Origin of the sequence: Roseateles puraquae (assembly GCF_002205845.1) — a bacterium.
Classification (GTDB): Bacteria; Pseudomonadota; Gammaproteobacteria; order Burkholderiales; family Burkholderiaceae_C; genus Pelomonas; species Pelomonas puraquae.
Window position 1 is genome coordinate 164,949 of the sequence record NZ_NISI01000009.1, and the last position, 22,247, is coordinate 187,195.

Consider the following 22,247-nt stretch of genomic DNA (forward strand, 5'->3'; position numbering starts at 1 on the left):
GTTGGCTTTCATGGCGCGGAGGCCGGCGAGGCGACGAAGACGACGGCGGTGCGTGCCGGCAGGTTGAAGCGGCCCGTGGCGGCGTCAAAGCTCGCCTGGCGCGCACGTGCATCGGCCGCGCCGGTGGCGGTGTGCACCGGATGCAGTTGCAGCGCGTGGCCGGCGAGGCTGGGCAGCGTGAGCTGCTTGGGGTTCTTGTCGACGTTGATCAGGTAGACCAGTTCCTCGAAGTTGGCACCGGCGTAGCCCGTGCCGTCCAGGCGGCCGACCAGCACCGTGGGTTCCTGGCCCGAGCCGGTGTTCAGGAAGCTCAGGCGCTGCTTGATGTCCGCCGCGGTGCGCAGGCGCAGCAGCGTGGTGCTCTTGCGGATCTTGAGCAGGTCGCGGAAGGCGTCGCGTGTCCAGGCGATGTCGGCGGGGGCCGGCTTGATCAGCGGGTTGGCCAGCAGCGGGCGGGCGAAGGCCCAGTTGTCGCCGTTGTCGCGCGCAGGCGGCAGGCCGACGCCGAAGTTGTTGTCCTGGTAGCTCCAGTCCAGCCGGTTGAACCAGTCGCCACTGTCGTAGCTGTTGCGGTCCAGGCTCTTGCTGCGCAGGGTGTCCACGCCCGCATGGAAGTAGGCCACGCCCTGGCTGAAGGCATTGATGGCCGCAGCCAGGATCTGCACGCGGGCACGGTCCTCCTTCGAGGTGCCCGTGGGCAGGCGGAAGGCGTTGTTGTCGAACAGGGTGAGGTTGTCGTGGTTCTCCACGTAGTTCACGACCTCGCCCGGCTCCAGCACCCAGCCGGCCGGAATGCCACCCACGTCGATCTGTTCCAGCCGCAGGTTGGCGTCCCAGCTGGTCTGCATCTGGAAGCTGCGGATGGAGCCTGCCATGGAGGCCTTGATGCGGTCGGCCTGCCACATCAGCTCGCCGCGGCTCTGGCCGCTGGCGTTGCTGTTGGGGTCGTAGAAGAAGCCGTTCACATAGCCCTGGTTCGCGACCACGGCATTGCCGGAGTCGCAGCAGCCGCCGCCCCGCACCGCGTCGCGGATGATGGGATTGAAGCTGCCGATGCCCGAGCCGTTGAGCGACAGCATCTCGGCCTGCACGAAGCGGGCGCCATTGGCGACCTCGCCGAAGTTCCAGCCCTCGCCCACGATCTGAACCTTGCGGCCGGCTGCCGCCTCGACGCGCGCCTTGAGCGCTTCGATGACCGAGCGCGGGTGGTGGCCCATGATGTCAAAGCGCAGCGAGCTGATGCGGTAGTCGCGTACCCAGGTGACGGCCGAGTCGATCATCAGCTTGGCCATCATCAGGTTCTCGGCCGCGGTGTTCTCGCAGCAGGTCGAGCGCTCGATGCCGCCTCCGGCATTGAGCCGGTAGTAGTAGCCGGGCACGACGCGGTCCAGCACCGAGTTGGCGTTCTGGCCCGACGAGGTGGTGTGGTTGTAGACCACGTCCATGCCCACGCGCAGGCCGGCGCCGTTCAGCGACTGCACCATCCGGCGGAACTCCACGATGCGGTTCAGCGGGTCGGCCGGGTTGCTGGCGTAGCTGCCCTCGGGCGTTGTGAACTGCAGTGGGTCATAGCCCCAGTTGAAGCAATCGGTGCCGGCGGTGGCCGCGACCGTGGCCTGCTGGGATTCGCTGTCGGGTGCGCCGCTTGGGCTGGGCGTGGTGCAGCTCTTCTCGTTGACGCTGGCGATGTCGAACACCGGCAGCAGGTGCACGTCCGTCAGGCCGGCGGCGGCGAGGGCGGCAAGGTGCCGCATGCCGTTGGAGCCCGTCTCGGTGAAGGCCAGGTACTTGCCGCGCTTGGCGGCCGGCACGGTCGCATCGTTGATGGAGAAGTCGCGGACATGCAGCTCATAGATGCTCAGGTCCGACGGCGCCGCCACGGTGGCGGGCGCGGCGCCCAGGTCCCAGCCGGCCGGCTTGGTCTGCGGCGACTGCAGGTCCACGACCACGCTCTGCTGGCTGCCCAGCGTCAGGCCGAGGGAGTAGGGGTCGGTGACGAGGTTCTTCACCAGGCCCACGCCCTTCACGAAGACTTGCACCTGGTAGCGGTACTGCGTGCCCTGCAGGTTGCCCTGCTTGACCAGGCTCCACACGCCGGTGGTGGCGTCACGGGTCATGGGCTCGGTGCTGGTGCGGGTCAGGCCGCTGTTGCCGAGCGGCGTGGTCAGCACCGCGGACACGGCCTGCGCGGTGGGCGCCCAGACCTTGAAGCTGGTGCTGCCGTTGCGTACCACGGCACCGAGGTCGGGCACGTCGTTGGCGGCGGCGTAGAGATCGTCCAGTGCGCCAGCCACCTGTGCGGTGGTGGCGTTCTGCACCTTGCCGTTCGCATCTTCCTGCACGAGCACGAGTTGCTGTTGGTGCAGGGCCGGCAGGCGGGCGATGTCCGCCGCGCGCACGCTGAAGACGGCGCCACTGGCGACGTACTTGAATCGCAGCGCATCGGCCGCCGGCACGGTGCCGCTGAAGGGATCGAGCGTCACGTAGCCATCCGCGCCCTGCACCGGGGCGTCGAGCGCCACGCTGATCTGGCCGGCGGCCGAGTAGTACAGCCGCACCGGGTTGCTCGTGGCCATGCGCGGCCACTTGACGAGGCTCTTGTTCAGCCATACCGCGCGTGCATCGGTGCTGGAGACCTGGCGCAGGTCGGGTGTCGCGGTGTAGACCGTGGCATCGCGCTCCACCAGCCAGATGTGGCCCACCTGGCCCTGCACGGTCAGTGCGCTGTACTCGACGCGGATGTTGTTGTCGCGGCCGTCCTTGTCGTTTTCGTTGGGCGGCATGCCGTGGATGATGAACTCCAGCCCTTTGCGGTTCACGTCGCCCTGCGGGTTGAGGACCGGGATGTCGAACACCACCTCGCCGTCGCCAGCGGCGTAGCCCGGCATGGCGCTGAAGGCCACGGGCTGGTTCCAGATGTCGATGCTGACGCCCGCCAGGCGGCTTGTGTCCAGCCCGCTGCTACCCCACAGGTGCAGGCCCCAGGCGCTGTAGTTGCCGTCGAAGCGCTTGTAGTGCACGCGCACCGTCTTGATGTCGGGCACCGGCAGCAGCAGCGGGTTGGTGGTGTAGTTGGTGCTGTCGCCCTGCACGCGCCAGATTTCGTTGGCGCCGGCCTGCAGGGTATAGCTTTGGTCTGCGCCGTTGTTGTCCTTGGTGTCGCCGGCGTGGAAGAGGAAGCCCACGTTGCCGCTGCCCGCGGCGAGTGGCACGTCGTAGTAGGCACCGAAGTCGTCGCTGCCGGCGGCGTTCCAGCCGGCGTTCCAGTTCGGGCTTTGAGCCGCATTCCAGGTGTGGATCTGCCAGCCGGCGTAATTGCCGTCGGTGCGGCGGTAGTGCACACGCAGGGAGGTGGCGGGCGCAGCGGGTGTGGCCACGGCGGCGATCCGGGCACGAGGCACCTGTGCGGCGTCAGGCACGCCCGCGAGCAGTTCCACGCCCTCGGGTTGTGCCGCCGCGGCATTGGCGCTGCGCAGCGGGGGCGCGTCGGGGGCTTGGGTGCCGCCGCCGCAGCCGGCGAGCCAGCCACACAAGCCGAGGGTCAGGACCCCCAGCGCGCGTCGCGCCTGCCGCGCGACTCCATCTGCCCATGCGTGCATGGCTTGTCTCCTTTGAGTTTTCGCGATGCTAGTGAAGTAAAACTACACGGAACAGTTGGTGGAATCCCCAGTTCTGGGTGTGTCATATGTCGCAGAGTCTGGCGAAAGTGATCGGTTGAGGCTGAACTTGGTTGCGTGTATGTAGTTTTGCTTCCATCTTGGGTGATGCCAGCGAGCATGCCGCACCCCGTCATGCGCGTGCGATGACTCAAGACACGGTGCGAACCGAGGACTAAGCTCAAGCGAGGAGACACGCCATGAAGAACATTCGCGCCTCGATGTGTGCACTCGTGGTGGCCGGGCTGGCTCTCGGCCTTTCAGGGTGTGCGGTGGAGCCCAAGGCGCCGCCGCAGGCCGACGTCTTCCTGGACGCGGCCTTCCGCCCGCCGAGCGTCGTCATCGATGCGCAGGAGGCGCTCGCGATGAGCCCGGCGATGCAGCGTTTCGCCGAGACCGAGATGGCCAGCGAGATTCGGCTCAAGGGCCAGCGCGATGGCCTGATCGACGCGCTCTACACCCGCGGCCGCCTGCAGCTCGACTACGACGCCGAAACGACGCGCACGGCGGCCGAGGCCTTCGCGGCCAAGCGTGGCAACTGCATGTCGCTGGTGTTGATGACGGCCGCTTTTGCCCGCCACCTCGGCCTGCCCGTGCGCTTCAACAGCGTCTACCTGGAGGAGAGCTGGTCGCGCATGAACGGCATCTTCTTCATTGCCGGCCACGTCAACGTCAGTCTGGCGCGGCCGCTGTCGCTGCAGTCGCGCGCGGTGTTCGGCGACCCTGAGTTGCTGACCATCGATTTCCTGCCGCCGGACCAGTTGCGCGGCAACCGCAGCCGCCCGATCGAGGAATCGACCGTGCTGGCCATGTTCCTCAACAACAAGGCCGCCGAGGCGCTGACCGTGGGTCGCGTGGACGACGCCTACTGGTGGGCGCGCGAGGCCATCCGCACCGATGGCCGCTGGCTGGCGGCGTACAACACGCTGGCGGTGCTGTACCGCCGCAAGGGCCTGCTGGACCGCGCCGAGGCCACCTTGCGGCTGGTGCTGGAGCGCGAGCCGCTGAACACGCAGGCCATGTCCAACCTGATCCTGGTGCTCAGCGACACCGGCCGGCGCGACGAAGCGCAGCGCTATGCCAACCAGCTCGCGCAGATCCAGCCGGTGGCGCCGTACAAGTACTTCGACGAGGGGGTGGCGGCCATGCGCGCCGGCGATTACGCCCAGGCGCGCCAGCTCTTCCGCAAGGAGGTGGCGCGGGCAGCCTATGTGCCCGAGTTCCACTTCTGGCTGGGCCTGGCCAACTACGGCCTGGGGGACGTGTCGGCGGCGCGGGGCGAGATCGCCAAGGCGCTGGAGAACAGCGCCACCGTGAAGGACCGCGAGCTCTACGGCGCCAAGCTGGCCTGGCTCAACGAGATGCGGGAGCAGCAGCGGCAGCGCACGCCGTTGCGAGGCGCGGCAGGTTCCTAGATCGGCGCCAGGCCGTGGCGGGCCCGCGCACGGGCGCAGGCGTCATCGCCGATGCCCATGGGCGCGCGCTCGCCGAACTCGCGGCAGGGCGAGGGCCGCCATTCGTGGATGCCGCAGCTGGCCTTCACGCCCACCTGGCCGCTGAAGGCGGCGCAGCGCGGTTGGGCGTGGTCGGTACCGCGCATGCGCACCAGGCGGCCGGTGAGTTCCACCGCGAGGCCATCGGGCACGCGGCCGCCCTGGCTTTCGAGCTCGCTGCAGTCGAAGTCGACCCGGAAGCTCGCGCAGCAGGCGCCGCAGCTGAGGCAGGGATTGGCACTCATCGCGCTGCCGGCGAAGCGGCCATCAGCCCAGCATGCCCGACTCGAAGCCGTGGCCCGGCAGGTCCACGCGCGGGGCGGGCGTCCAGCCCGGCTTGCGGTGCTCGGCCACCACATTGGTGTAGATGCCGCCGCGCACGTACCACTTGGCCGTGATGCGGATGAAGCGCGGGTCGGTCACGGCGACGATGTCGTCCAGGATCTTGTTGGTGACCTTCTCGTGGAACGCGCCCTCGTTGCGGTAGCTCCAGAAATACATCTTCAGGCTCTTGAGCTCCACGCAGAGCTCGTCCGCGATCATGTCGATCGTGAAGTGGGCGAAGTCGGGCTGGCCGGTCAGCGGGCAGTGGCAGGTGAACTCGGGCACCTGGAACTGGATGACGTAGTCGCGCTCGGGGTTCGGGTTCGGGAAGACCAGGATGTCCTTGCTGGGCTTGGACGGCGGGTTCTTCGGCACCTCGCGCATCTTGGGCTTGCTGTTCTTCTTGGTGGCGGAGGCGGGGGACTTCTTCGTGGCCATGACTCTGGGGCTTTCTGAGAGGGTGCGAATGCTATCATCCGCCCCCGTCGAAGCGCCCCTCAAAGGCGCTTTTCTTTAGCCAAATCAAGGGCTTACGTCCAAGCTTCATGCGGCTGAACTCGATCAAGCTGGCCGGCTTCAAATCCTTCGCTGAACCCACCACCTTCCAGTTGCCCGGGCAATTGGTGGGCGTGGTGGGACCCAACGGCTGCGGCAAGTCCAACATCATGGATGCGGTGCGCTGGGTGCTGGGCGAGAGCAAGGCCAGCGAGCTGCGTGGCGAGTCCATGCAGGACGTCATCTTCAACGGCTCAGGCAACCGCAAGCCGGCGGGGCGCTCCAGCGTGGAGCTCGTGTTCGACAACAGCAGTGCGCGCGCTGGCGGGCCCTGGAACCAGTTCACCGAGATTGCCGTCAAGCGCGTGCTGACGCGCGACGGCACCAGCTCCTACTTCATCAACAACCAGCCGGTGCGTCGGCGCGATGTGCAGGACGTGTTCCTCGGCACGGGCCTGGGGCCCCGGGCCTACGCCATCATCGGCCAGGGCACCATCTCGCGCATCATCGAGAGCAAGCCCGAGGAACTGCGCCTCTTCCTCGAAGAAGCCGCGGGGGTCTCCAAGTACAAGGAACGCCGACGCGAGACCGAGAACCGGCTCAAGGACACCCGGGAGAACCTCACGCGGGTGGACGACATCCTGCGCGAGCTCAACAGCAACCTCGAGAAGCTGGAACGTCAGGCCGAGGTGGCCGCCAGCTACCGCCAGTTGCAGGATGCCGGCACGCTCAAGCTGCACCAGCTCTGGTGGCTCAAGCTGCGCGATGCCGGCAACGAGGCCACGCGGGTCAAGGCGGCGCACGCCGAAGCGCTGAACGCGCTGGAGTCGCGCACCGCCGAGCTGCGCGCCGTGGAGGCCGAGCTGGAAGAGATCCGCCAGCAGCACTACGCCGCCGGCGATGAACTGCACGCCTCGCAGGGGCGCTATGCCGAGGCCCAGCTCGAAGTGAGTCGGCTCGAAGAGCGCATCCGCTTCGTCGTCGAAAGTCGCAACCGGGCCCAGCAGCGGCTGGCCGAGTTGCATGCCCAGGATGTGCAGTGGCGCGAGCGCATTGAGCAGGCCAAGGCCGAGCTCGAAGGCATTGCCGAGCAGATTGCCGGGGCCGATGAGCAGAGCGAGATTCTGGCTGCTCAGGCCGAGGAGCAGCAGGCGCAGCTGCCCGTCGCCGAGGACGCCCTGCGTGCTGCCCAGGCGCGCGCGAACGAGCAACGCAGCCTGGTGGCCCAGGTGCAGCAGCAGATCCAGGTGCTGGCCGCCGAGAGCCGCAGCGTGGACGAGCAGGCGAGGGCGCTGCGTCAGCGTGAAGATCGCCTGACGGCTGAATCGCGCGCACTCGGCGCGCCCGACCATGACGCCTTGCAAGGCCTGCGCGAGCGCAGCACTGCAGCCGACGAAGCCCGTGACCTCGCCGATGCCCGGCTGCAGGAGCTGGCCGAGCAACTGCCGCAACTGGAGGAGCAGCGTCGCACCGCGCAGCAGGATGCGAACGCCCAGCTGGCCAAGCAGTCGGAGCTGACGGCCCGGCTCGAAGCCTTGAAGGCGCTGCAGGAAAAGGTGCAGACCGAAGGCAAGCTCAAGCCTTGGCTGGCCAGGCACGGCCTGGACGGGCTGCAGGGCCTGTGGACGCGCCTGCACATCGCGCAAGGCTGGGAGAACGCGCTGGAGGCGGCGCTGCGCGAGCGCATGGGGGCGCTCAGCGTCGGCCGCCTGGACACCGTGCGTGCCTTCGAGCAGGACGCGCCGCCGGCCCGCTTGGCGTTCTACTCGACCCCGGCCGCAGCGATTGCCAACACGCACGAGACCCTGCCCAAGCTGACGTCCCTGCTCAAGCTGGACGACGCCGGCCTGGTGGCGCTGCTCAACGACTGGCTGGAAGGCGTCTACACCGCGCCCAACCTGGACGAGGCGCTGGCAGCCCGTGGCCGCCTGACCCATGGCGAGCTCATCCTCACGCCGCAGGGGCACGCGGTGGGCCAGTTCTCGGTCACCTTCTATGCACCCGATTCGGAGCAGGCCGGCCTGCTGGCCCGGGCGCAGGAGATCGAGCAACTCACCACGGCCCAGCGCGCGCAGAACCTGATCGCCGACGAGGCGCGCGTGGCGCTCACTCGCATCGAGCATCAGTTCAACGATGCCAACGGCCGCCTGTCGGCGCTGCGCCGCGAAGCCAGCGAGGCGCAGACCCGTGCCCACCAACTGCAGGTCGAGCTGCTGCGCCTGACGCAGCAAGCCGAGGCCAGCCAGCAGCGCCGCAGCGCGCTGGACGCCGAACTGGCCGAGATCGCCGCCCAGCAGGAAGCCTTGCAGGAGCGCCGCGCCGAGGGCGAGGCCCGCTTCGAGGAACTGGACGTGCAACTGGGCGACGCCCAGCAGCGCCATGCCGAACTGGACGACGGCGTCATCGCCGCCGAGCGCAAGCTCGCAGACGCGCGCGAGCAGTTGCGCACGCTGGAGCGGCGCGCGCAAGAGGCGCGCTTTGCCACGCAGACCCTGGCGGCCCGCCGCGGCGAACTGCAGCGCGGCATCGAGACGGCCGACAGCCAGATCGCCACCGTGGCCGCGTCCGCCGCCAGCCTGCAAACCGAACTTGACGGCTTCAACGACGCGGCCGCGCAGGCGGGCTTGCAGGACGCGCTGGCCGTGAAGCTGGAGCGCGAGCAGGCCCTGGCCGCCGTGCGCTCCAACTATGACGACCTGTCGCTGCGCCTGCGCAAGGCCGACGAGCAGCGCATGGGCTTCGAGCGCAGCCTGGAGCCCCTGCGCGAGGCCATCACCAAGCTGCAGCTCGAAGAGCAGGCCGCGCAGCTCGGTGGTGCGCAGTACCGCGAGCAGCTGGAGGCCGCAGAAGTCGACCTCGAAGCGCTGGCCAGGTCCATCGAGGAGGGCGGCGTCAAGCTCTATGGCCTGCAGGGCGAGATCGATCGCATCAACCGTGAGATCGCCGCGCTCGGCGCCGTGAATCTGGCGGCCCTGGACGAACTCACGGCCGCCCGCGAGCGCAAGACCTTCCTCGACTCGCAGTGCACCGACCTGAACGCGGCCATCAAGACGCTGGAAGACGCGATCCACAAGATCGACCTCGAAACCCGCGACCTGCTGGGCTCGACCTTCAACCAGGTCAACGACCACTTCGGGCGCATGTTCCCCGAACTCTTCGGCGGCGGGCAGGCCCGGCTGGTGATGACCGGTGACGAGATCCTCGATGCGGGTGTGCAGGTCATGGCCCAGCCGCCCGGCAAGAAGAACAGCACCATCCACCTGCTGTCGGGTGGCGAGAAGGCACTGACGGCGATCGCGCTGGTCTTTGCCATCTTCCAGCTCAACCCGGCGCCGTTCTGCCTGCTCGACGAGGTGGATGCGCCGCTGGATGACGCCAACACCGAGCGTTACGCCCGGCTCGTCACCAAGATGAGCAGCGGCACGCAATTCCTCTTCATCTCGCACAACAAGATCGCGATGGAAATGGCCGAACAATTGATCGGCGTGACCATGCAGGAGCAAGGCGTCTCCCGCATCGTTGCCGTCGACATGGACAAGGCCCTGGCCATGGCGGAGGCATGATGACCTTCCCGTTTGCTCCTCTCGTTGCGCTCACCTGGCCGGAGGCCGCATGAGCACGACCCTGACCCAACTTCTCGCGATTGCTGGCGGCCTGGTGCTGGCCGGTGTGGTCGCCCACGGCGCCTGGGCCGCGCGCAAGGCCGGTCCCAAGCGCGCTGCGCCCCCGCCGCAAGAGGAGCCGCACTTCGGGCTCGCGCCCGCCGGCGAGCCTGAAGTGCCCGGCGAGCCTGCGCCTGAGGTCGACCCCCTGGAGGTGACGCTGCCGGCGGTGGCGCGCCCGGTGCGCCGCCCCTCGGCACGTATCGATGCCCTCATCGACGCGATCGCCACCATCACCATCGAGTCGCCGGTGTCGGGTGAGCTGGCGCTCCAGCACCAGCCGGGCAGCCGGCGCGCCGGCACCAAACCTTTGCAGATCGAAGGCATGAACACCGCGTCCGGCGACTGGGAGCTGCCTGCACCAGGCCAGCGCTACAGCGAGTTCCAGGCGGGCCTGAAGATGGCCAACCGCAGCGGCGCGCTCAACGAGATCGAATACTCCGAGTTCGTGCAGAAGATCCAGGCCTTTGCGGATGGCATTGGCGGGTTTGTGCAGTTCCCGGACATGCTCGACGTGGTGGCCCGGGCGCGGGAGCTGGATCAATTCGCGGCCAGCCACGATGCGCAGCTCGCGCTGCTGCTGCGCGCCAAGGCCGCCGCCTGGACGCCTGGCTTCGTGCAGCAGGCGGCCGCCCGCCACGGCTTCGTGGCTGGTGCCTTGCCGGGGCGGCTGGTGATGCCTTCCGACGAAGCCGGCGCGCCCCCCGTGCTGACGCTGCAATTCGACGCACAGGCGGCGCTGGCCGAAGATCCCGAGGCGCTGTCCCTGCGGGAGCTGACGTTGGCGCTGGACGTGCCCCAGACACCGGCCGAGGCCGAGCCCTTCGCCGCCTGGCAGGAGGCCGCTCGCGCTCTTGCCCGCGACCTGGAAGCCGAGGTGTGCGATGACCGCGGCCAGGTGCTGGGCCTGCATGCTTTCGCCGCCATCGACGTCGAGCTGAAAAAGCTCTACGAAGCGCTCGCCGAGCGCGACCTGGCGGCGGGCTCGCCGGCCGCGCGCCGACTCTTCAGCTGAGCCCCGCGGCCGTGACATAGGCCGCGCAAAGGCCCTCCGGTGCCTCGGGCGGCGGCGCGGTGGGGGCAGTCATGCCCCTACATTGAAGGCGTCCCAAGGCTTGGCTCGCCCGATGCGTATCGGCCGCTTCTCTTTCGCTGGCGCTCTTCAACGAAGCCTGGCTCTGCCGGCTGGGTGGATCGTCCTTGGGCTGCTCTGGGGGCTGTGCACTGCAGCGCAGGCCGCAAGCGCCTTGGCGCAGCGCATCGAGGCCATCGAGGCCGATTACGGCAGCCAGCCGGCCGAAGTGGTGGCGCGGCTGCGGCCGCTGGAGGCCGAGGCGCGCAGCCTGGGTGGGGACAACCTGCGGGTGTTCATCGCCGCCTGGGGCTATGCCCATGGCCTGATGGACCAGATGACCGTGGCTGATGCCGCCACGGCCGAGTTGATCGACCTCGGGGAGCGGGAGAGCAATGCCGCCGCGATGGCGTCCGCCTTCGCGCTGCGAGCCACGATGCTGGAGCTTTCCGGTCGCCTGGGTGCCGCTCATGACTGGATCTCGTCGGCGCTGCCCTGGGCCGAGAAGACACGGGATGAGCCGCTGCGCTATTGGGTGTTCATGACGGCCGGCAACCTGGCGGTTGCGACAGGCCGCTTGCAGGATGGCTTGCGCGCCTACCAGGCTGCCGCCCGGTCAGGTCAGGCAATGGACAACCCGCGCCGGACGGCTCAGGCTTTTGTGGCGCTGGCGCCCATTCGCCTGGCGCTGCGCGAGCCCGAGGCGGCCCGGGGCGATGCGCGTACTGCGGGTGAGCTGGCCGTGCGTGCGGGCAGCGTGTCGCTGCAGTTGGCGGCCAAGATGATCGAGGCGCTTGCGGAAGATGAGGCGGGGCATCCGGCGGCCCGTGATCGCGCGCAGGACGAGGCACGGCGGCTGTCCAGCCTCATCCAGCCGGAGGCGGCCTCGGCACCGTTGAATCCTGCGGCCGCTGGCCCGGCCTGGTTCAGCACGCAGGCCGAGCTGGTGCAGGAGCTGGCGGACTTGTCGCTCAGTGCGCGGCACTTTGAAAGTGCGCAGCGCCACGCCGAACGCGCGCTGTCGTTGGCCCGGCGGGATGGTGGCGAGGATGCCATCGAGCTGGCGACCATCACGCTGGGACTGGCCCGCATCGGGCTGAAGCAGGCCGCAGCCGGTGACCAACTGGTGCAGCGTGGGCTGTCGTCGCTGGAGGCACGGGGCCGCAAGGTGCGCCTGTTGGAGCAGCTCAACCGCCATGCCGAACTGCTTGAATCCCTGGGCGATGCGGCCGGTGCCTTGCGCCAGTCGCGCAAGGCTCTGGCGCTGGAGGCGGAGCTGGTGCGCAGCGACCGGGTCAGCACGGTGCTCGATCTGCAGCGCCGCTCCAGCTTCGAGCAGAACCAGCGCGCACTGGAAGCGCTGCGCCATGACAACGAGCTGCAGGCCGAGGCCCTGGCCCGGCATGACAGCGAGCGTCGGCTGAGCATCGGCCTGGGCGCCGCGATGCTGGTGGTGGTGGTGCTGACGGTGGCGCTGCTGCATCGGGTGCGCAAGGCCAATCGCGCCTTGCAGGCGCACAACGAGGAACTGGCCTTCGTCGGCCTGCATGACCGGGTGACCGGACTGCCCAACCGGCGGGCGCTGGAGCAGCGGGCGCGCGAGCTGCACAACGACGGCTTCATCGGCTTGGGCATCGCGATCAATCATTTCGGCCGCATCACCGGCAGCCTTGGCCATGTGGTGGGGGATGAGTTGATCGGCCAGGTGGCCGGGCGACTCAAGCCGGTCATCGACAGCGCGGGCGGCCAGCTCTATCGGCTTGACGGTCTCAGCTTTGGCGTCATCCTGCCCGCGCTCGGTGATGAAGCCGCGCTGCGGCAACTGCTCGACCGGCTGTTGCAGACGGTGCAGCCGGTGTTCGAAGTGCAGTACCAGCAGCTTGCCGTGACCCTGAGCATCGGTTCGGCCGAGTACCCGCGCGACGGGGCGCACACCACCGATGTGGCCAAGGCCATCCAGCTGGCGGTGCGCGAGGCTCAGCGGCTGTCGGGCAACAGTGCGGTGGTCTTCACGCCCCACCTGATGGCGGACCAGCAGGAGCGGCTGCAACTGGAGGCCCGCCTGTCGCAGGCACTGGACCGCGGCGAGTTCGAGCTGTTCTATCAGGCGCAATGCGACCTGCACACCGGGCGCCTGGCGGGCTTCGAGGCGCTGCTGCGCTGGCGCGCGGCGGATGGCCTGGTCGGGCCCGACCGCTTCATTCCCGTGGCGGAAGACTCGGGCCTCATCGTGCCCATCGGGCGCTGGGTGCTGCTGCAGGCCTGCCGGCAGGCGTCGGCGTGGCATGAACGGGCCCGGGCCCTGGGAGGGCCGCTGCCCGTGATGGCCATCAACATCTCGCCGCGGCAGTTCCAGCATCCCGACTTCATGACCACGGTGCGCGAGGTGCTGAAGGCCACGAGTGTGGACCCGCGCCAGATCGAACTCGAGATCACCGAAGGCGCCGTGATGGACCATGCCGACGCGACCATCGCCAAGATGGCCGAGCTGCGCGAGCTGGGCCTGCACCTGGCCATCGACGACTTCGGCACCGGCTATTCGAGCCTGGCCTACCTGAAGCGCTTCCCCATCGACCGGCTGAAGATCGACCGCAGTTTTGTGCGCGACCTGGGCGTCGATGCCCAGGGCGCGGCCATTGCGCGCGCCATGATCCAGCTGGCCCACAGCCTGGACATGACCGTGGTGGCCGAAGGCGTGGAAGAGGAGGCCCAGGCGGACTGCCTTCGCACATGGGGCTGCGATCTGATGCAGGGCTACCTTTACGCGCGCCCCTTGCCGGTGGGCGAGGCGACGGCGCTGCTGGACGCCAAGCTCGGAGCGGCCCTGCACGACAGCTAAACTGGCAAGCCTCCCAGCTCCCGGTTCCGGCGTTTGACCACCAGCCTGCTGCTGATCGCCCTGCTGATTGCGGGCAGTGCCTTTTTCTCGATGGCCGAGCTGTCGCTTGCCGCGTCACGCCGTCTCAACCTCCAGCAGCGTGCCGATGCCGGCGACCACCGCGCCGCCCGCGTGCTGGCCGTGCAAGAGCATCCCGGTGATTACTTCACCGTCGTGCAGATCGGCGTGAACACCGTGGCCATCCTGGCCGGCATCGTGGGTGAGGGCGCCTTCACGCCTCATTTCGAAGCCGCCCTGCTGCTGATGATGGCGCCCGAAGCCGCCGCCACGCTGGGGTTTGCAGCGTCCTTCGTCAGCATCACCTCGCTCTTCATCGTGATGGCCGACCTGGTGCCCAAGCGCCTGTCCATGAATGAGCCGGAGCGCGTGGCGATGAGCCTGGTCGGCCCCATGCTCTTGCTGTGCCGCCTGCTCAAGCCGCTGGCCTGGACCTTCAGCGCCATCACCGAAGGCCTGATCCGGGTGCTGGGCCTGCCCGCCAAGCGGGACGAGACCATCAGCCATCGCGACATCCTGGCGCTGACCGAGGCCGGCTACCAGGCCGGTGTCGTGGCCGACGAGGAGCAGCAGGTCATCGAGAACGTGTTCGAGCTGGACACCCGCACGGTCGAGACGGTGATGACCAACCGTGAGCGCATCGTGTTCTTCTCGCGGGGCGATGACGATGCGCTCATCCGCACGCGGATTGCCGAGTCGCCGCACTCGACCTACCTGGTATGCGATGCGGGCGAGATCGACCAGATCGTCGGCTACGTGGATGCGACCGACCTGTTCCAGCGCGTGCTGCGCGGCGAGGCGTTGACGCTCGGGCCGGAGCTGGTCAAGAAGGTGCTCATCGTGCCGGACCGGCTCACGCTGTCGGAGATGCTGACCCAGTTCCGCGAAGCCCATGAAGACTTCGCCGTCATCGTCAACGAGTACAGCCTGGTGGTGGGCGTGGTCACGCTCAACGATGTGATGAGCACCGTCATGGGTGCCCTGGTGGCGCCGCACGACGAGGAGCAGATCGTGCGCCGCGAGGACGGCAGCTACCTGGCCGACGGCATCACGCCCATTCCTGATGTGGAGCGGGCTCTGGGCATCGATGGCTGGCCGCATGCCGGCTCCTACGACACGCTGGCCGGCTTCCTGATGTCCATGCTGCGCCGCATCCCGCGCCGCACCGACGTGGTCGAGTGGGACGGCTGGCGCTTCGAGGTGGTTGACGTGGACGCCTACCGGGTGGACCAGGTCATGATCACGCCGGTGGCGCCCGCCGGGCTGCCGCACTGACCTCAGCGCGGCAGCCGGTCCGCTCAGAACTTGAAGTTGCCGTCGTTGCGCGAGACGCTGCCGCTGGCGCAGCTGGTGAACTCGCGGTTGCCGCTGCCGGTGGCCTGGTTGCTTTCCCAGACGGCGGTGGACCCGTTCCACTTGACGTACTTGTACTGAATGGCGGCACCCGCGGGCAGGGCGACGGTGCCGGTCCATGGCACGTTGGCACCCGAGCCCTGGATGGTCAAGGCGAAGCCCGAGCCGGGGGCCCACGCGCCCAGGCCCGTGACATTGCCGACCACGCGCAGGTTCTGGCCAAAGGTCGTGTTCGCATTGGCGATGGTGAAGGTCACCGAGCAGGTGCCGGTGCCGCCCGTGCCGCCGGTGCCGCCGCCCGTGCCGCCGCCGCTGATGGCCTGGCCGGTGTAGATCGCCACCGCCGGATTGGCCCCGCTGTTGTTGGCCGGCACTGTGAAGCTGGCGTTGCCGCTGGCGTCCACCGTGACGGTGTCGGCGGTGCAGCCGGTGCCCGCAGCGTTCTTGTTGCCGTTGATGACATTGCAGTAGGTGCCGGCCGGCAGGCCGGTGGCGAAGGTGCGCGTCCAGGCGCTGCTGCTGTTGTTCAGCGCCACGAAGCCGACGTTGCCGCGGCTGAAGGCCACCTGGTTGCCGTTGTTGCCCACGATCCAGTTCTGCTGCGCCTGACCCGTGGCCGCGTTGCGGAAGGCCACCATGTTGGCCAGTGGCGTCCAGCGGTGCGCGAAGTCCCACACCACATTGATCTGCGGCACGCCGCCGCTGTAGGGGCTGGTGGTCGGGCGGTCCGCGTCGGTGTTGCTGAACTTGAACCCGGAGTAGAGCTGCGCCTCGCCGTAGCCCTGGGCCAGCATGAAGATGTTGGCCAGGGTGTAGCGCTGGTTGGCGCCGTCATTGCCGTTGGCGTTGTTGATGTTGAGCGAGCCGCCGTTGCGTTCGGTGTCCCAGTTGGTGATGAACACGGTCGCGTTCTGCGGCTGGATGAAGCCCCAGCTGCCGCCCCAGTTGCCCCAGGTGCCCATCACCGACGGGATGCTGGCCAGGTTCAGGCCGTTGTTGTTGCGGAAGACGTCGCGCATGGCCGACGTGAACTGGAACTCGTTGAGCGTGCCGATCGGGAAGTAGCTCGGTCGATCAACCTCGCCGTCATTGATGATCTCCTGCGTCACCCAGATCGGCTCGCCCTGCAGCGTCTTCGGATACGCCGCCTTCACGGCGCTCATGATGGACGTCCAGGCCGAGGCAGGCATGTGCTTGGCCGCATCGATGCGAAAGCCGTCCACGCCCATCGCCAGCAGCGACTTCAGGTAATTGACGATCTGGCCCTGTACATAGCTGCTCTCGGTGGCCAGGTCGGGCAGGCCGCCCAGACGGCAGTTCTGCACGTTGCTGCGGCCGGCGGGCGAGTTGTAGTCCTCCGGGTTGATGTTGCAGTTGGCGTGGAAGTCGTTGGCGCTGAAGAAGGGGTAGCTCAGCGTCGCGGCGTTCCATGTGGAGCCGTCGGTGGCGGTGCCGCTGCCATCGGCCATCTGGTTGACCACGATGTCGGCATACACCCGCACGCCCGCCGTGTGGCAGGCATTGATCATGGCTTGCAGTTGGGCGGGCGTACCCATGCGGCTGGTGAGGTTGGCGTAGTTCACCGGCTGGTAGACGCCCCACCAGCCGTTGGCCACCTTGGACGCGCCGGGTGGCGAGATCTGTACGCCGCCGAAGCCCTTTGGGCCCAGCCACTGGGTGCATTCGGTGGCGATGTCGGGCCAGCTCCATTCGAACATCTGGACCGAGGTCGAGTTAGGGTTCAAGGCCAGCGCTGGCGTCGCGAAGGCCGCAAGGGCGACGCTGGTGGTCAGCGTCAAGGCGTGGGCGAGCCGTTGGCTCAAGGGCAGCTTGTGCATGGTCTGTCTCCGTTGTGATCTGCCGCTCTCGGTGTGGAGCGGCTGTACCAGCCAGTCGAGGGCGCGCCCCGGCCGCACTCCCGGCGCCTGCCGGAAGCAGGCGAACTCTAGGCACAAGCAGCTGTGGAAAATGTAGGAATACTACTTATCGGGTCTTGGTGTCGCTGAAAGAATGGTCATTAAAAGCTTGAAAACGGATCATTTGCCGTTTCATGGGCGAGGCAGATGATGTAGTTTGGTAACAATTTTGCGGGTTGCGGCGTGGGCTGGCGGCGTGCCGAATCTGCGCAGCAGCGCCTCAGTCGGGAAGAATTCCCGCCGCCTGCATGTGTTGTGTTGAGCGCCCTCCGGCGCAACACCTGCCACCGGTATCCCGGCCTAACATCGGCCCGCCGCGCCGGGTGGCTGGCGTCAGGTGAGGGCGTCATGCGAACTTCGGAACAGGTGTTGAACCAGGCGGAGATCGAGCGGTCCGGGCTGGGGGCGCGCATTCAAAGCCTGCATGCCATCCTGTCGGCGCGTTACCCCTTCATCGGGCGCATCGCGCTGGCGGTCTATGACCCCGGCACCGACCTGCTCAAGACCTTTGTCAGCAGCAACGACGGCGGCCCGGCGCTTCAGCGCTACGAGGCCGCGCTGGCCCAGGTGCCGTCTCTGGCCAGCCTGCGGGACACGCGGAGCCCGCGGGTGGTGGACGACATCGACGATCGCTACCCCGCCGCCTCCACCCATACCGACTGGCTCAAGGCCCACCACTTTCGCAGCAGCTACACCCTGCCCATCTTCCGTGGGGCCGATCTCTCGGCCTTCCTGTTCTTCGACTCCACCACACGGGCCGCGTTCACGCCAACGGTGCGCGCCGTGCTGGATCAGTTCGCCGACATCATCACCCAGCTCTACCTGCTGCGGCTGTCAGCGGTGCAGCACCTCATCGGCGCGGTCGACATCGCCACCGGCCTGGCCCGCATCCGTGACGTCGAGACCGGGCGCCACCTGGAGCGCATGGCCAAGTATTCGCGCCTCATCGCCCGCGGCGTGGCCGAGCGATACGGGCTGAGCGACGAGGCGGTGGAGTACCTGCACCTCTTCGCGCCACTGCATGACATCGGCAAGGTCGGCATCCCGGATGCGATCCTGCTCAAGCCCGGCAAGCTCGATGCCGACGAGTGGGCACTCATGCAGCAGCATGTGCGCATCGGCGAGCAGCTCATCGACCACATCATTGGCGACCTGGGCCTGCAGGGTGACGAGGCTGCGACGCTCATGCGCGACGTGGTCGCCGGCCACCATGAGCGCGGCGATGGCAGTGGCTACCCGCGCGGCCTGCGGATGGCGGACATCCCGGTGGCGGCCCGCATCGTGGCGGTGGCCGACATGTACGACGCGTTGTCCTCCGCCCGGCCGTACAAGGCGCCTTGGGATGAGGCCCGTTGTGCCGAGGAGCTCCGTGCGCAGGTCGGCCGCGGGTTGACCGATGCTGCCTGCGTAGAGGCGCTGCTGGGCAATGACGCAGCCCGGCGCGAGATCCGGGAGCGCTACGCGGACTGAACCGCGGCCGGCTTGCAAGCTCATGCCATGACGCGCCGTGGCGGCCGCGACAATGGCGCCATGAACGACGCCTCCGCCCAGCGCGCCGCCGAGTTGCGCGCCCAGCTGAACCACCACGCCCACCTGTACTACGTGCTCGATGCGCCCGAGCTGCCGGACGCGGCGTACGACCAGCTCTTCCAAGAGCTGCAGGCCCTGGAAGCCGCCCACCCGGAGCTGCTCACCGCCGATTCGCCCACGCAGCGCGTCATCGGCAAGGTGCTGCCAGGACTGACGCCGGTGCGCCATGTCGTGCCCATGCTGTCGATCACGACCGAGACCGACACCACCGAGGGCGGCGCCATTGCCTTCGATGCCCGCGTGCGGCGCGAGCTGGGTCTGGCCGAGGCCGACCCGCCCGTCGAATACGCCGCCGAACTCAAGTTCGATGGCCTCGCCATGAACCTGCGCTACGAGCAGGGCGTGCTGGTGCAGGCGGCCACCCGCGGCGATGGCGAGACGGGGGAGGACGTCACACAGAACGTGCGCACCATCGGCCAGATTCCGCTGCGCCTGAAGGGCCAGGCGCCTGAGGTGCTGGAGGTGCGCGGCGAGGTCTACATGCGCCGTGACGATTTCGAGAAGCTCAACGAGCGCCAGCGCGAGAAGGGCGAGAAGACCTTCGTCAACCCGCGCAACACGGCAGCCGGCGCCATCCGCCAGCTCGACCCCGCGCTGGTGCGCCAGCGCCCCTTGTGCTTCTATGCCTACGGCCTGGGTGAAGTGCAGGGCTGGGACGTACCGGCCACGCACAGTGGCCTGCTGGATGCGCTGGCGGCCTTGGGCCTACCGGTGAATGCCGACCGCACGGTGGCCATCGGCCCAAGTGGCCTGGTGCAGTTCCACCAGGCGATGGCGGCCAAGCGCGACAGCCTGCCGTTCGACATTGATGGCGTCGTCTACAAGGTCAACTCCCGCGAACTGCAGGCGCGCCTGGGCTTCAAGACCCGCGAGCCGCGCTGGGCAGTGGCCCACAAATACCCGGCGCAGGAGCAGGTCACCACGCTGCTGGCCATCGACGTGCAGGTCGGCCGCACCGGCAAGCTGACGCCGGTGGCGCGGCTGGATCCCGTGTTCGTTGGGGGCACCACGGTCAGCAACGCGACCCTGCACAACGTCTTCGAGATGCGCCGCAAGGGCGTGCGGGTGGGCGACCAGGTCATCATCCGCCGCGCGGGCGATGTCATTCCCGAAGTGGTGGGCCGTGTGCCGGGTGCCCGCCCGGCCTACGTACCGAACTTCCACATGCCGCGCGAATGCCCGGTCTGCAAGAGCGCGGCGGTGCGCGAGAAGCGGGGCATCGAGTACCGCTGCACCGGGGGCGTGTTCTGCCCGGCGCAGCGCAAGCAGGCGCTGCTGCACTTCGCGGGGCGCCGCGCGATGGACATCGAAGGCCTGGGCGACAAGCTGGTGGAGCAGTTGGTGGATGCCGGCATCGTGCAAAGCCTGCCCGGCCTCTACAAGCTTGGGGTGGCCAAGCTCGCGGCCCTGGACCGCATGGCCGAGAAGAGCGCGCAGAACATCGTCGACGCGCTGGAGAAGAGCAAGACGCCGACGCTCGCGCGCTTCCTGTTCTCGCTGGGCATCCGCCAGGTGGGCGAGACCACCGCCAAGGACCTGGCGCGCCACTTCGGCAGCCTGGACAAGCTGATGAACGCCAGCGTCGAGCAACTGCTGGAAGTTTCCGACGTCGGTCCCATCGTGGCGGCCAGCATCCACACGTTCTTTGCCCAGCCGCACAACCGCGAGGTTGTCGAGCAGCTGTTGGCCGCCGGCGTGCAGCCGCAGGAAAGCAGCGGTGAGGCCGATGACCGCCCCCGCCCGCTGCTGGGCAAGACCCTGGTGCTGACCGGCACCCTGCCCACGCTGACCCGCGACGAAGCCCAGGCGCTGATCGAAGACGCGGGCGGCAAGGTCAGCGGCTCGGTCTCCAAGAAGACGAGCTACGTCATTGCCGGCGAGGAGGCCGGCAGCAAGCTGGAGAAGGCGCGCACCCTGGGGGTGCCGGTGCTGGACGAAGACGGCCTCAAGGCTTTGCTGGCAGGGTGAGCAGGGCGGTGCGGGCCCATTCGGGCACGGTCTCGAACAGGTGATCGATGAAGGCCCGCGTCTTGGCTGGCATCAGGCGGCGGCTCGCGGTCAAGAGCGTGACGGGCAGGGGCTCGAACTGCCAGTCGGGCAGCACGGGCACCAGGGTGCCGGCGGCGACGTCCGGCGCCACCATGCCGAACGGGAAGGTCGCAATGCCGCCGCCGGCCCGCGTCAGTGACAGCACCAGGCCGATGGAATTGGCCTCCAGCGGGCCGCGCATCTGGAAGTCGGCGCTCTGCTTGCCACGGTGCAGGCTGCGGTACATGCCCTTGGCCTGGCTGAGCACCACGAAGTCATGGTCCGCCAGTTCAGCAGGCGTGGTGGGCGCGGGGCGGGCCTGCAGGTAGACCGGGCTCGCGTACAGGCCGCGCTCCAGCATCATGAAGCGCCGCGCCACAACATCCGGCTCGTCCACCGGCCCCATGCGCACCACCACGTCATACGGCTCATTGAAGAGGTCCACCCGCCGTGGGGTGGTGTCGAGCTCCAGCTCGACCGCCGGGTAGCGGCGCACAAAGCGCGCAAAGCTCTCGGCCAGCACTAGCATCGCGAACTCCGCCGGTACGGACACGCGCAGCCGCCCCCGCGGGGTCGACTCGCGTGAGGCGAGCCACTGGCGGGTCTCGGCAATGTCGTCGTCGTGCCGGGCGGCCCGTTCGGCCAGTTGCTCACCCAGCTCGGTCAAGGTCAGGCGGCTGGCGCCAGGCACGAAGAGCCGCGCCCCCACGGCCGTCTCGAGCGCCGTGAGGCGGCGGCTGAGGGTGGCCTTGGGCAGGTCCAGCTGGCGCGAGGCCTCGGACAGCGACCCCGCCTTGTGCACCTGGGCGAGCAGCAGCAGGTCGTCGACTTTCATGGGCAGGCTCCGTTGATGTGTTTCGATTGTGGAACGGACTGTTTGCATTTTGTGGCTGTTCCTCGGAAATGGAACTCCCTACAGTCGCGGCCACCATGTCAACGCTTCGACTGCTGCAGGCCCAACGGCACCGCATCGGCACCGGCTTTCAGGCCGAGGGCTGGCGCGAGCCTGTGGCCGTGCTCGATCCGTTCATCATGGTGGATCACTTCCGCATGCGCGAGGCGGTGTTCGCGCCCCATCCGCATGCTGGGTTTTCGGCCGTGACCTATCTGTTCGACGACTCGGCGACGGCCGTCATCAGCCGCGACTCGCTCGGCGGTGAGTACGACATCCTCCCCGGCGGACTGCATTGGTCCTTGGCCGGTCGCGGTTTGATCCACGATGAATATCCGGCAGACGCCGGCGGCGAGGCCCACGGCCTGCAGCTGTTCGTGAACCTGCCAGCCGAGCAGAAGCTGCGTGAACCGGCCGTGATGCGGCTGTCACCCGAGCAGATGCCGCGCCGCAGCGGCGACGGCTGGTCGGCCGTGCAGGTCTTCGGCGGCACGGCCGAACTCGCCTTGCCCTGGCCGACCGCGCTCGCGGTGGTCGATGTGCAGCCGGGTGCCCTTTACCCGCTGACCTTGGCGGCCGGCGAACAGGGCTTTGCCCTCGTCGTGCACGGCCGTGGCCACGCGGGTGACCTGCCGGTTGCTCCGGGGCAGGCCGTGCACCTGGCTGGGCCGGCTGCCGCCGTGATCAAGGCCGAGACCGTGCTGCGGCTGGCGGTGTGCTCCGGCCGCCCGCTGCAGGAACCCGTCGTGCGGCATGGCCCTTTCGTGATGAACGACGAGGGCCAGATTGTGGCCGCCCTGCAGCGATATCAAACCGGCGCGATGGGCCGCCTGCCTGCCCGTCACCTCTCCAACGAACAACGATGAACGC

Annotated in this window: 13 protein-coding genes; 8 read left to right on the forward strand and 5 right to left on the reverse strand. The window is 68.3% G+C overall.

Annotated elements, in window-relative coordinates; genetic code table 11:
• Positions 1-8: 8 nt before the first annotated feature.
• The gene (locus CDO81_RS19925; RefSeq protein ID WP_088484975.1) at positions 9-3,599 is read right to left on the reverse strand and encodes an alpha-1,6-glucosidase domain-containing protein; all 3,591 of its coding nucleotides are present in this window, start codon (positions 3,597-3,599) and stop codon (positions 9-11) included.
• A 257-nt stretch (positions 3,600-3,856) separates the two neighbouring features.
• On the opposite strand from CDO81_RS19925, the gene CDO81_RS19930 reads away from it, so the two are divergent.
• Positions 3,857-5,071, forward strand: coding sequence for a tetratricopeptide repeat protein (locus CDO81_RS19930; protein WP_088484976.1), 1,215 nt, complete (start codon positions 3,857-3,859; stop codon positions 5,069-5,071).
• Here the strand turns inward: CDO81_RS19930 and CDO81_RS19935 are convergent.
• Positions 5,068-5,394 (reverse strand): YkgJ family cysteine cluster protein, encoded by a 327-nt coding sequence (locus CDO81_RS19935; protein WP_088484977.1) that lies wholly within the window; start codon positions 5,392-5,394, stop codon positions 5,068-5,070. The genes CDO81_RS19930 and CDO81_RS19935 overlap by 4 nt on opposite strands.
• A 22-nt stretch (positions 5,395-5,416) precedes the next feature.
• A complete protein-coding gene (gene queF / locus CDO81_RS19940; protein WP_088485043.1) occupies positions 5,417-5,857 on the reverse strand; it encodes a preQ(1) synthase in 441 nt (146 codons plus the stop codon).
• Positions 5,858-6,018: 161 nt separating this feature from the next.
• On the opposite strand from queF, the gene smc reads away from it, so the two are divergent.
• From smc to paeA, 4 genes are all read left to right on the forward strand, one after another.
• Positions 6,019-9,531, forward strand: coding sequence for a chromosome segregation protein SMC (gene smc / locus CDO81_RS19945; RefSeq protein ID WP_088484978.1), 3,513 nt, complete (start codon positions 6,019-6,021; stop codon positions 9,529-9,531).
• 49 nt (positions 9,532-9,580) lie between these two features.
• Positions 9,581-10,645, forward strand: coding sequence for a cell division protein ZipA C-terminal FtsZ-binding domain-containing protein (locus tag CDO81_RS19950; RefSeq protein ID WP_088484979.1), 1,065 nt, complete (start codon positions 9,581-9,583; stop codon positions 10,643-10,645).
• A gap of 232 nt (positions 10,646-10,877) precedes the next feature.
• On the forward strand, positions 10,878-13,541 hold the full coding sequence (locus CDO81_RS19955) for a putative bifunctional diguanylate cyclase/phosphodiesterase (RefSeq protein WP_158218356.1): 2,664 nt from the start codon (positions 10,878-10,880) through the stop codon (positions 13,539-13,541).
• Positions 13,542-13,631: 90 nt separating this feature from the next.
• Entirely contained in the window at positions 13,632-14,873 is a 1,242-nt protein-coding gene (paeA, locus tag CDO81_RS19960) for a polyamine export protein PaeA (protein WP_088485044.1), read from the forward strand.
• A 23-nt stretch (positions 14,874-14,896) separates the two neighbouring features.
• Here the strand turns inward: paeA and CDO81_RS19965 are convergent, their stop codons facing one another.
• Positions 14,897-16,789 (reverse strand): carbohydrate-binding module family 20 domain-containing protein, encoded by a 1,893-nt coding sequence (locus CDO81_RS19965; protein ID WP_088484981.1) that lies wholly within the window; start codon positions 16,787-16,789, stop codon positions 14,897-14,899.
• Positions 16,790-17,215: 426 nt separating this feature from the next.
• Between CDO81_RS19965 and CDO81_RS19970 the strand changes: the two genes are divergently transcribed.
• Positions 17,216-18,337: an HD-GYP domain-containing protein gene (locus tag CDO81_RS19970; RefSeq protein ID WP_088484982.1), complete on the forward strand. Its 1,122-nt coding sequence runs from the start codon at positions 17,216-17,218 to the stop codon at positions 18,335-18,337.
• Between the two features lie 60 nt (positions 18,338-18,397).
• Entirely contained in the window at positions 18,398-20,425 is a 2,028-nt protein-coding gene (gene ligA / locus CDO81_RS19975) for an NAD-dependent DNA ligase LigA (RefSeq protein ID WP_088485045.1), read from the forward strand.
• Here the strand turns inward: ligA and CDO81_RS19980 are convergent.
• The gene (locus CDO81_RS19980; RefSeq protein WP_158218357.1) at positions 20,403-21,320 is read right to left on the reverse strand and encodes a LysR family transcriptional regulator; all 918 of its coding nucleotides are present in this window, start codon (positions 21,318-21,320) and stop codon (positions 20,403-20,405) included. The genes ligA and CDO81_RS19980 overlap by 23 nt on opposite strands.
• A 95-nt stretch (positions 21,321-21,415) precedes the next feature.
• On the opposite strand from CDO81_RS19980, the gene CDO81_RS19985 reads away from it, so the two are divergent.
• The gene (locus CDO81_RS19985; RefSeq protein WP_158218358.1) at positions 21,416-22,243 is read left to right on the forward strand and encodes a pirin family protein; all 828 of its coding nucleotides are present in this window, start codon (positions 21,416-21,418) and stop codon (positions 22,241-22,243) included.
• Positions 22,244-22,247 lie beyond the last annotated feature (4 nt).

What these genes read in the sequence shown, in the direction of transcription:
- CDO81_RS19925 (WP_088484975.1), bottom strand. Translation starts at nt 3,599, where the DNA reads ATGCACGCATGGGCAGATGGAGTCGCGCGGCAGGCGCGACGCGCGCTG.
- CDO81_RS19930 (WP_088484976.1), top strand. Translation starts at nt 3,857, where the DNA reads ATGAAGAACATTCGCGCCTCGATGTGTGCACTCGTGGTGGCCGGGCTG.
- CDO81_RS19935 (WP_088484977.1), bottom strand. Translation starts at nt 5,394, where the DNA reads ATGAGTGCCAATCCCTGCCTCAGCTGCGGCGCCTGCTGCGCGAGCTTC.
- queF (WP_088485043.1), bottom strand. Translation starts at nt 5,857, where the DNA reads ATGCGCGAGGTGCCGAAGAACCCGCCGTCCAAGCCCAGCAAGGACATC.
- smc (WP_088484978.1), top strand. Translation starts at nt 6,019, where the DNA reads ATGCGGCTGAACTCGATCAAGCTGGCCGGCTTCAAATCCTTCGCTGAA.
- CDO81_RS19950 (WP_088484979.1), top strand. Translation starts at nt 9,581, where the DNA reads ATGAGCACGACCCTGACCCAACTTCTCGCGATTGCTGGCGGCCTGGTG.
- paeA (WP_088485044.1), top strand. Translation starts at nt 13,632, where the DNA reads ATGGCCGAGCTGTCGCTTGCCGCGTCACGCCGTCTCAACCTCCAGCAG.
- CDO81_RS19965 (WP_088484981.1), bottom strand. Translation starts at nt 16,789, where the DNA reads ATGCACAAGCTGCCCTTGAGCCAACGGCTCGCCCACGCCTTGACGCTG.
- CDO81_RS19970 (WP_088484982.1), top strand. Translation starts at nt 17,216, where the DNA reads ATGCGAACTTCGGAACAGGTGTTGAACCAGGCGGAGATCGAGCGGTCC.
- ligA (WP_088485045.1), top strand. Translation starts at nt 18,398, where the DNA reads ATGAACGACGCCTCCGCCCAGCGCGCCGCCGAGTTGCGCGCCCAGCTG.
- CDO81_RS19980 (WP_158218357.1), bottom strand. Translation starts at nt 21,320, where the DNA reads ATGAAAGTCGACGACCTGCTGCTGCTCGCCCAGGTGCACAAGGCGGGG.
- CDO81_RS19985 (WP_158218358.1), top strand. Translation starts at nt 21,416, where the DNA reads ATGTCAACGCTTCGACTGCTGCAGGCCCAACGGCACCGCATCGGCACC.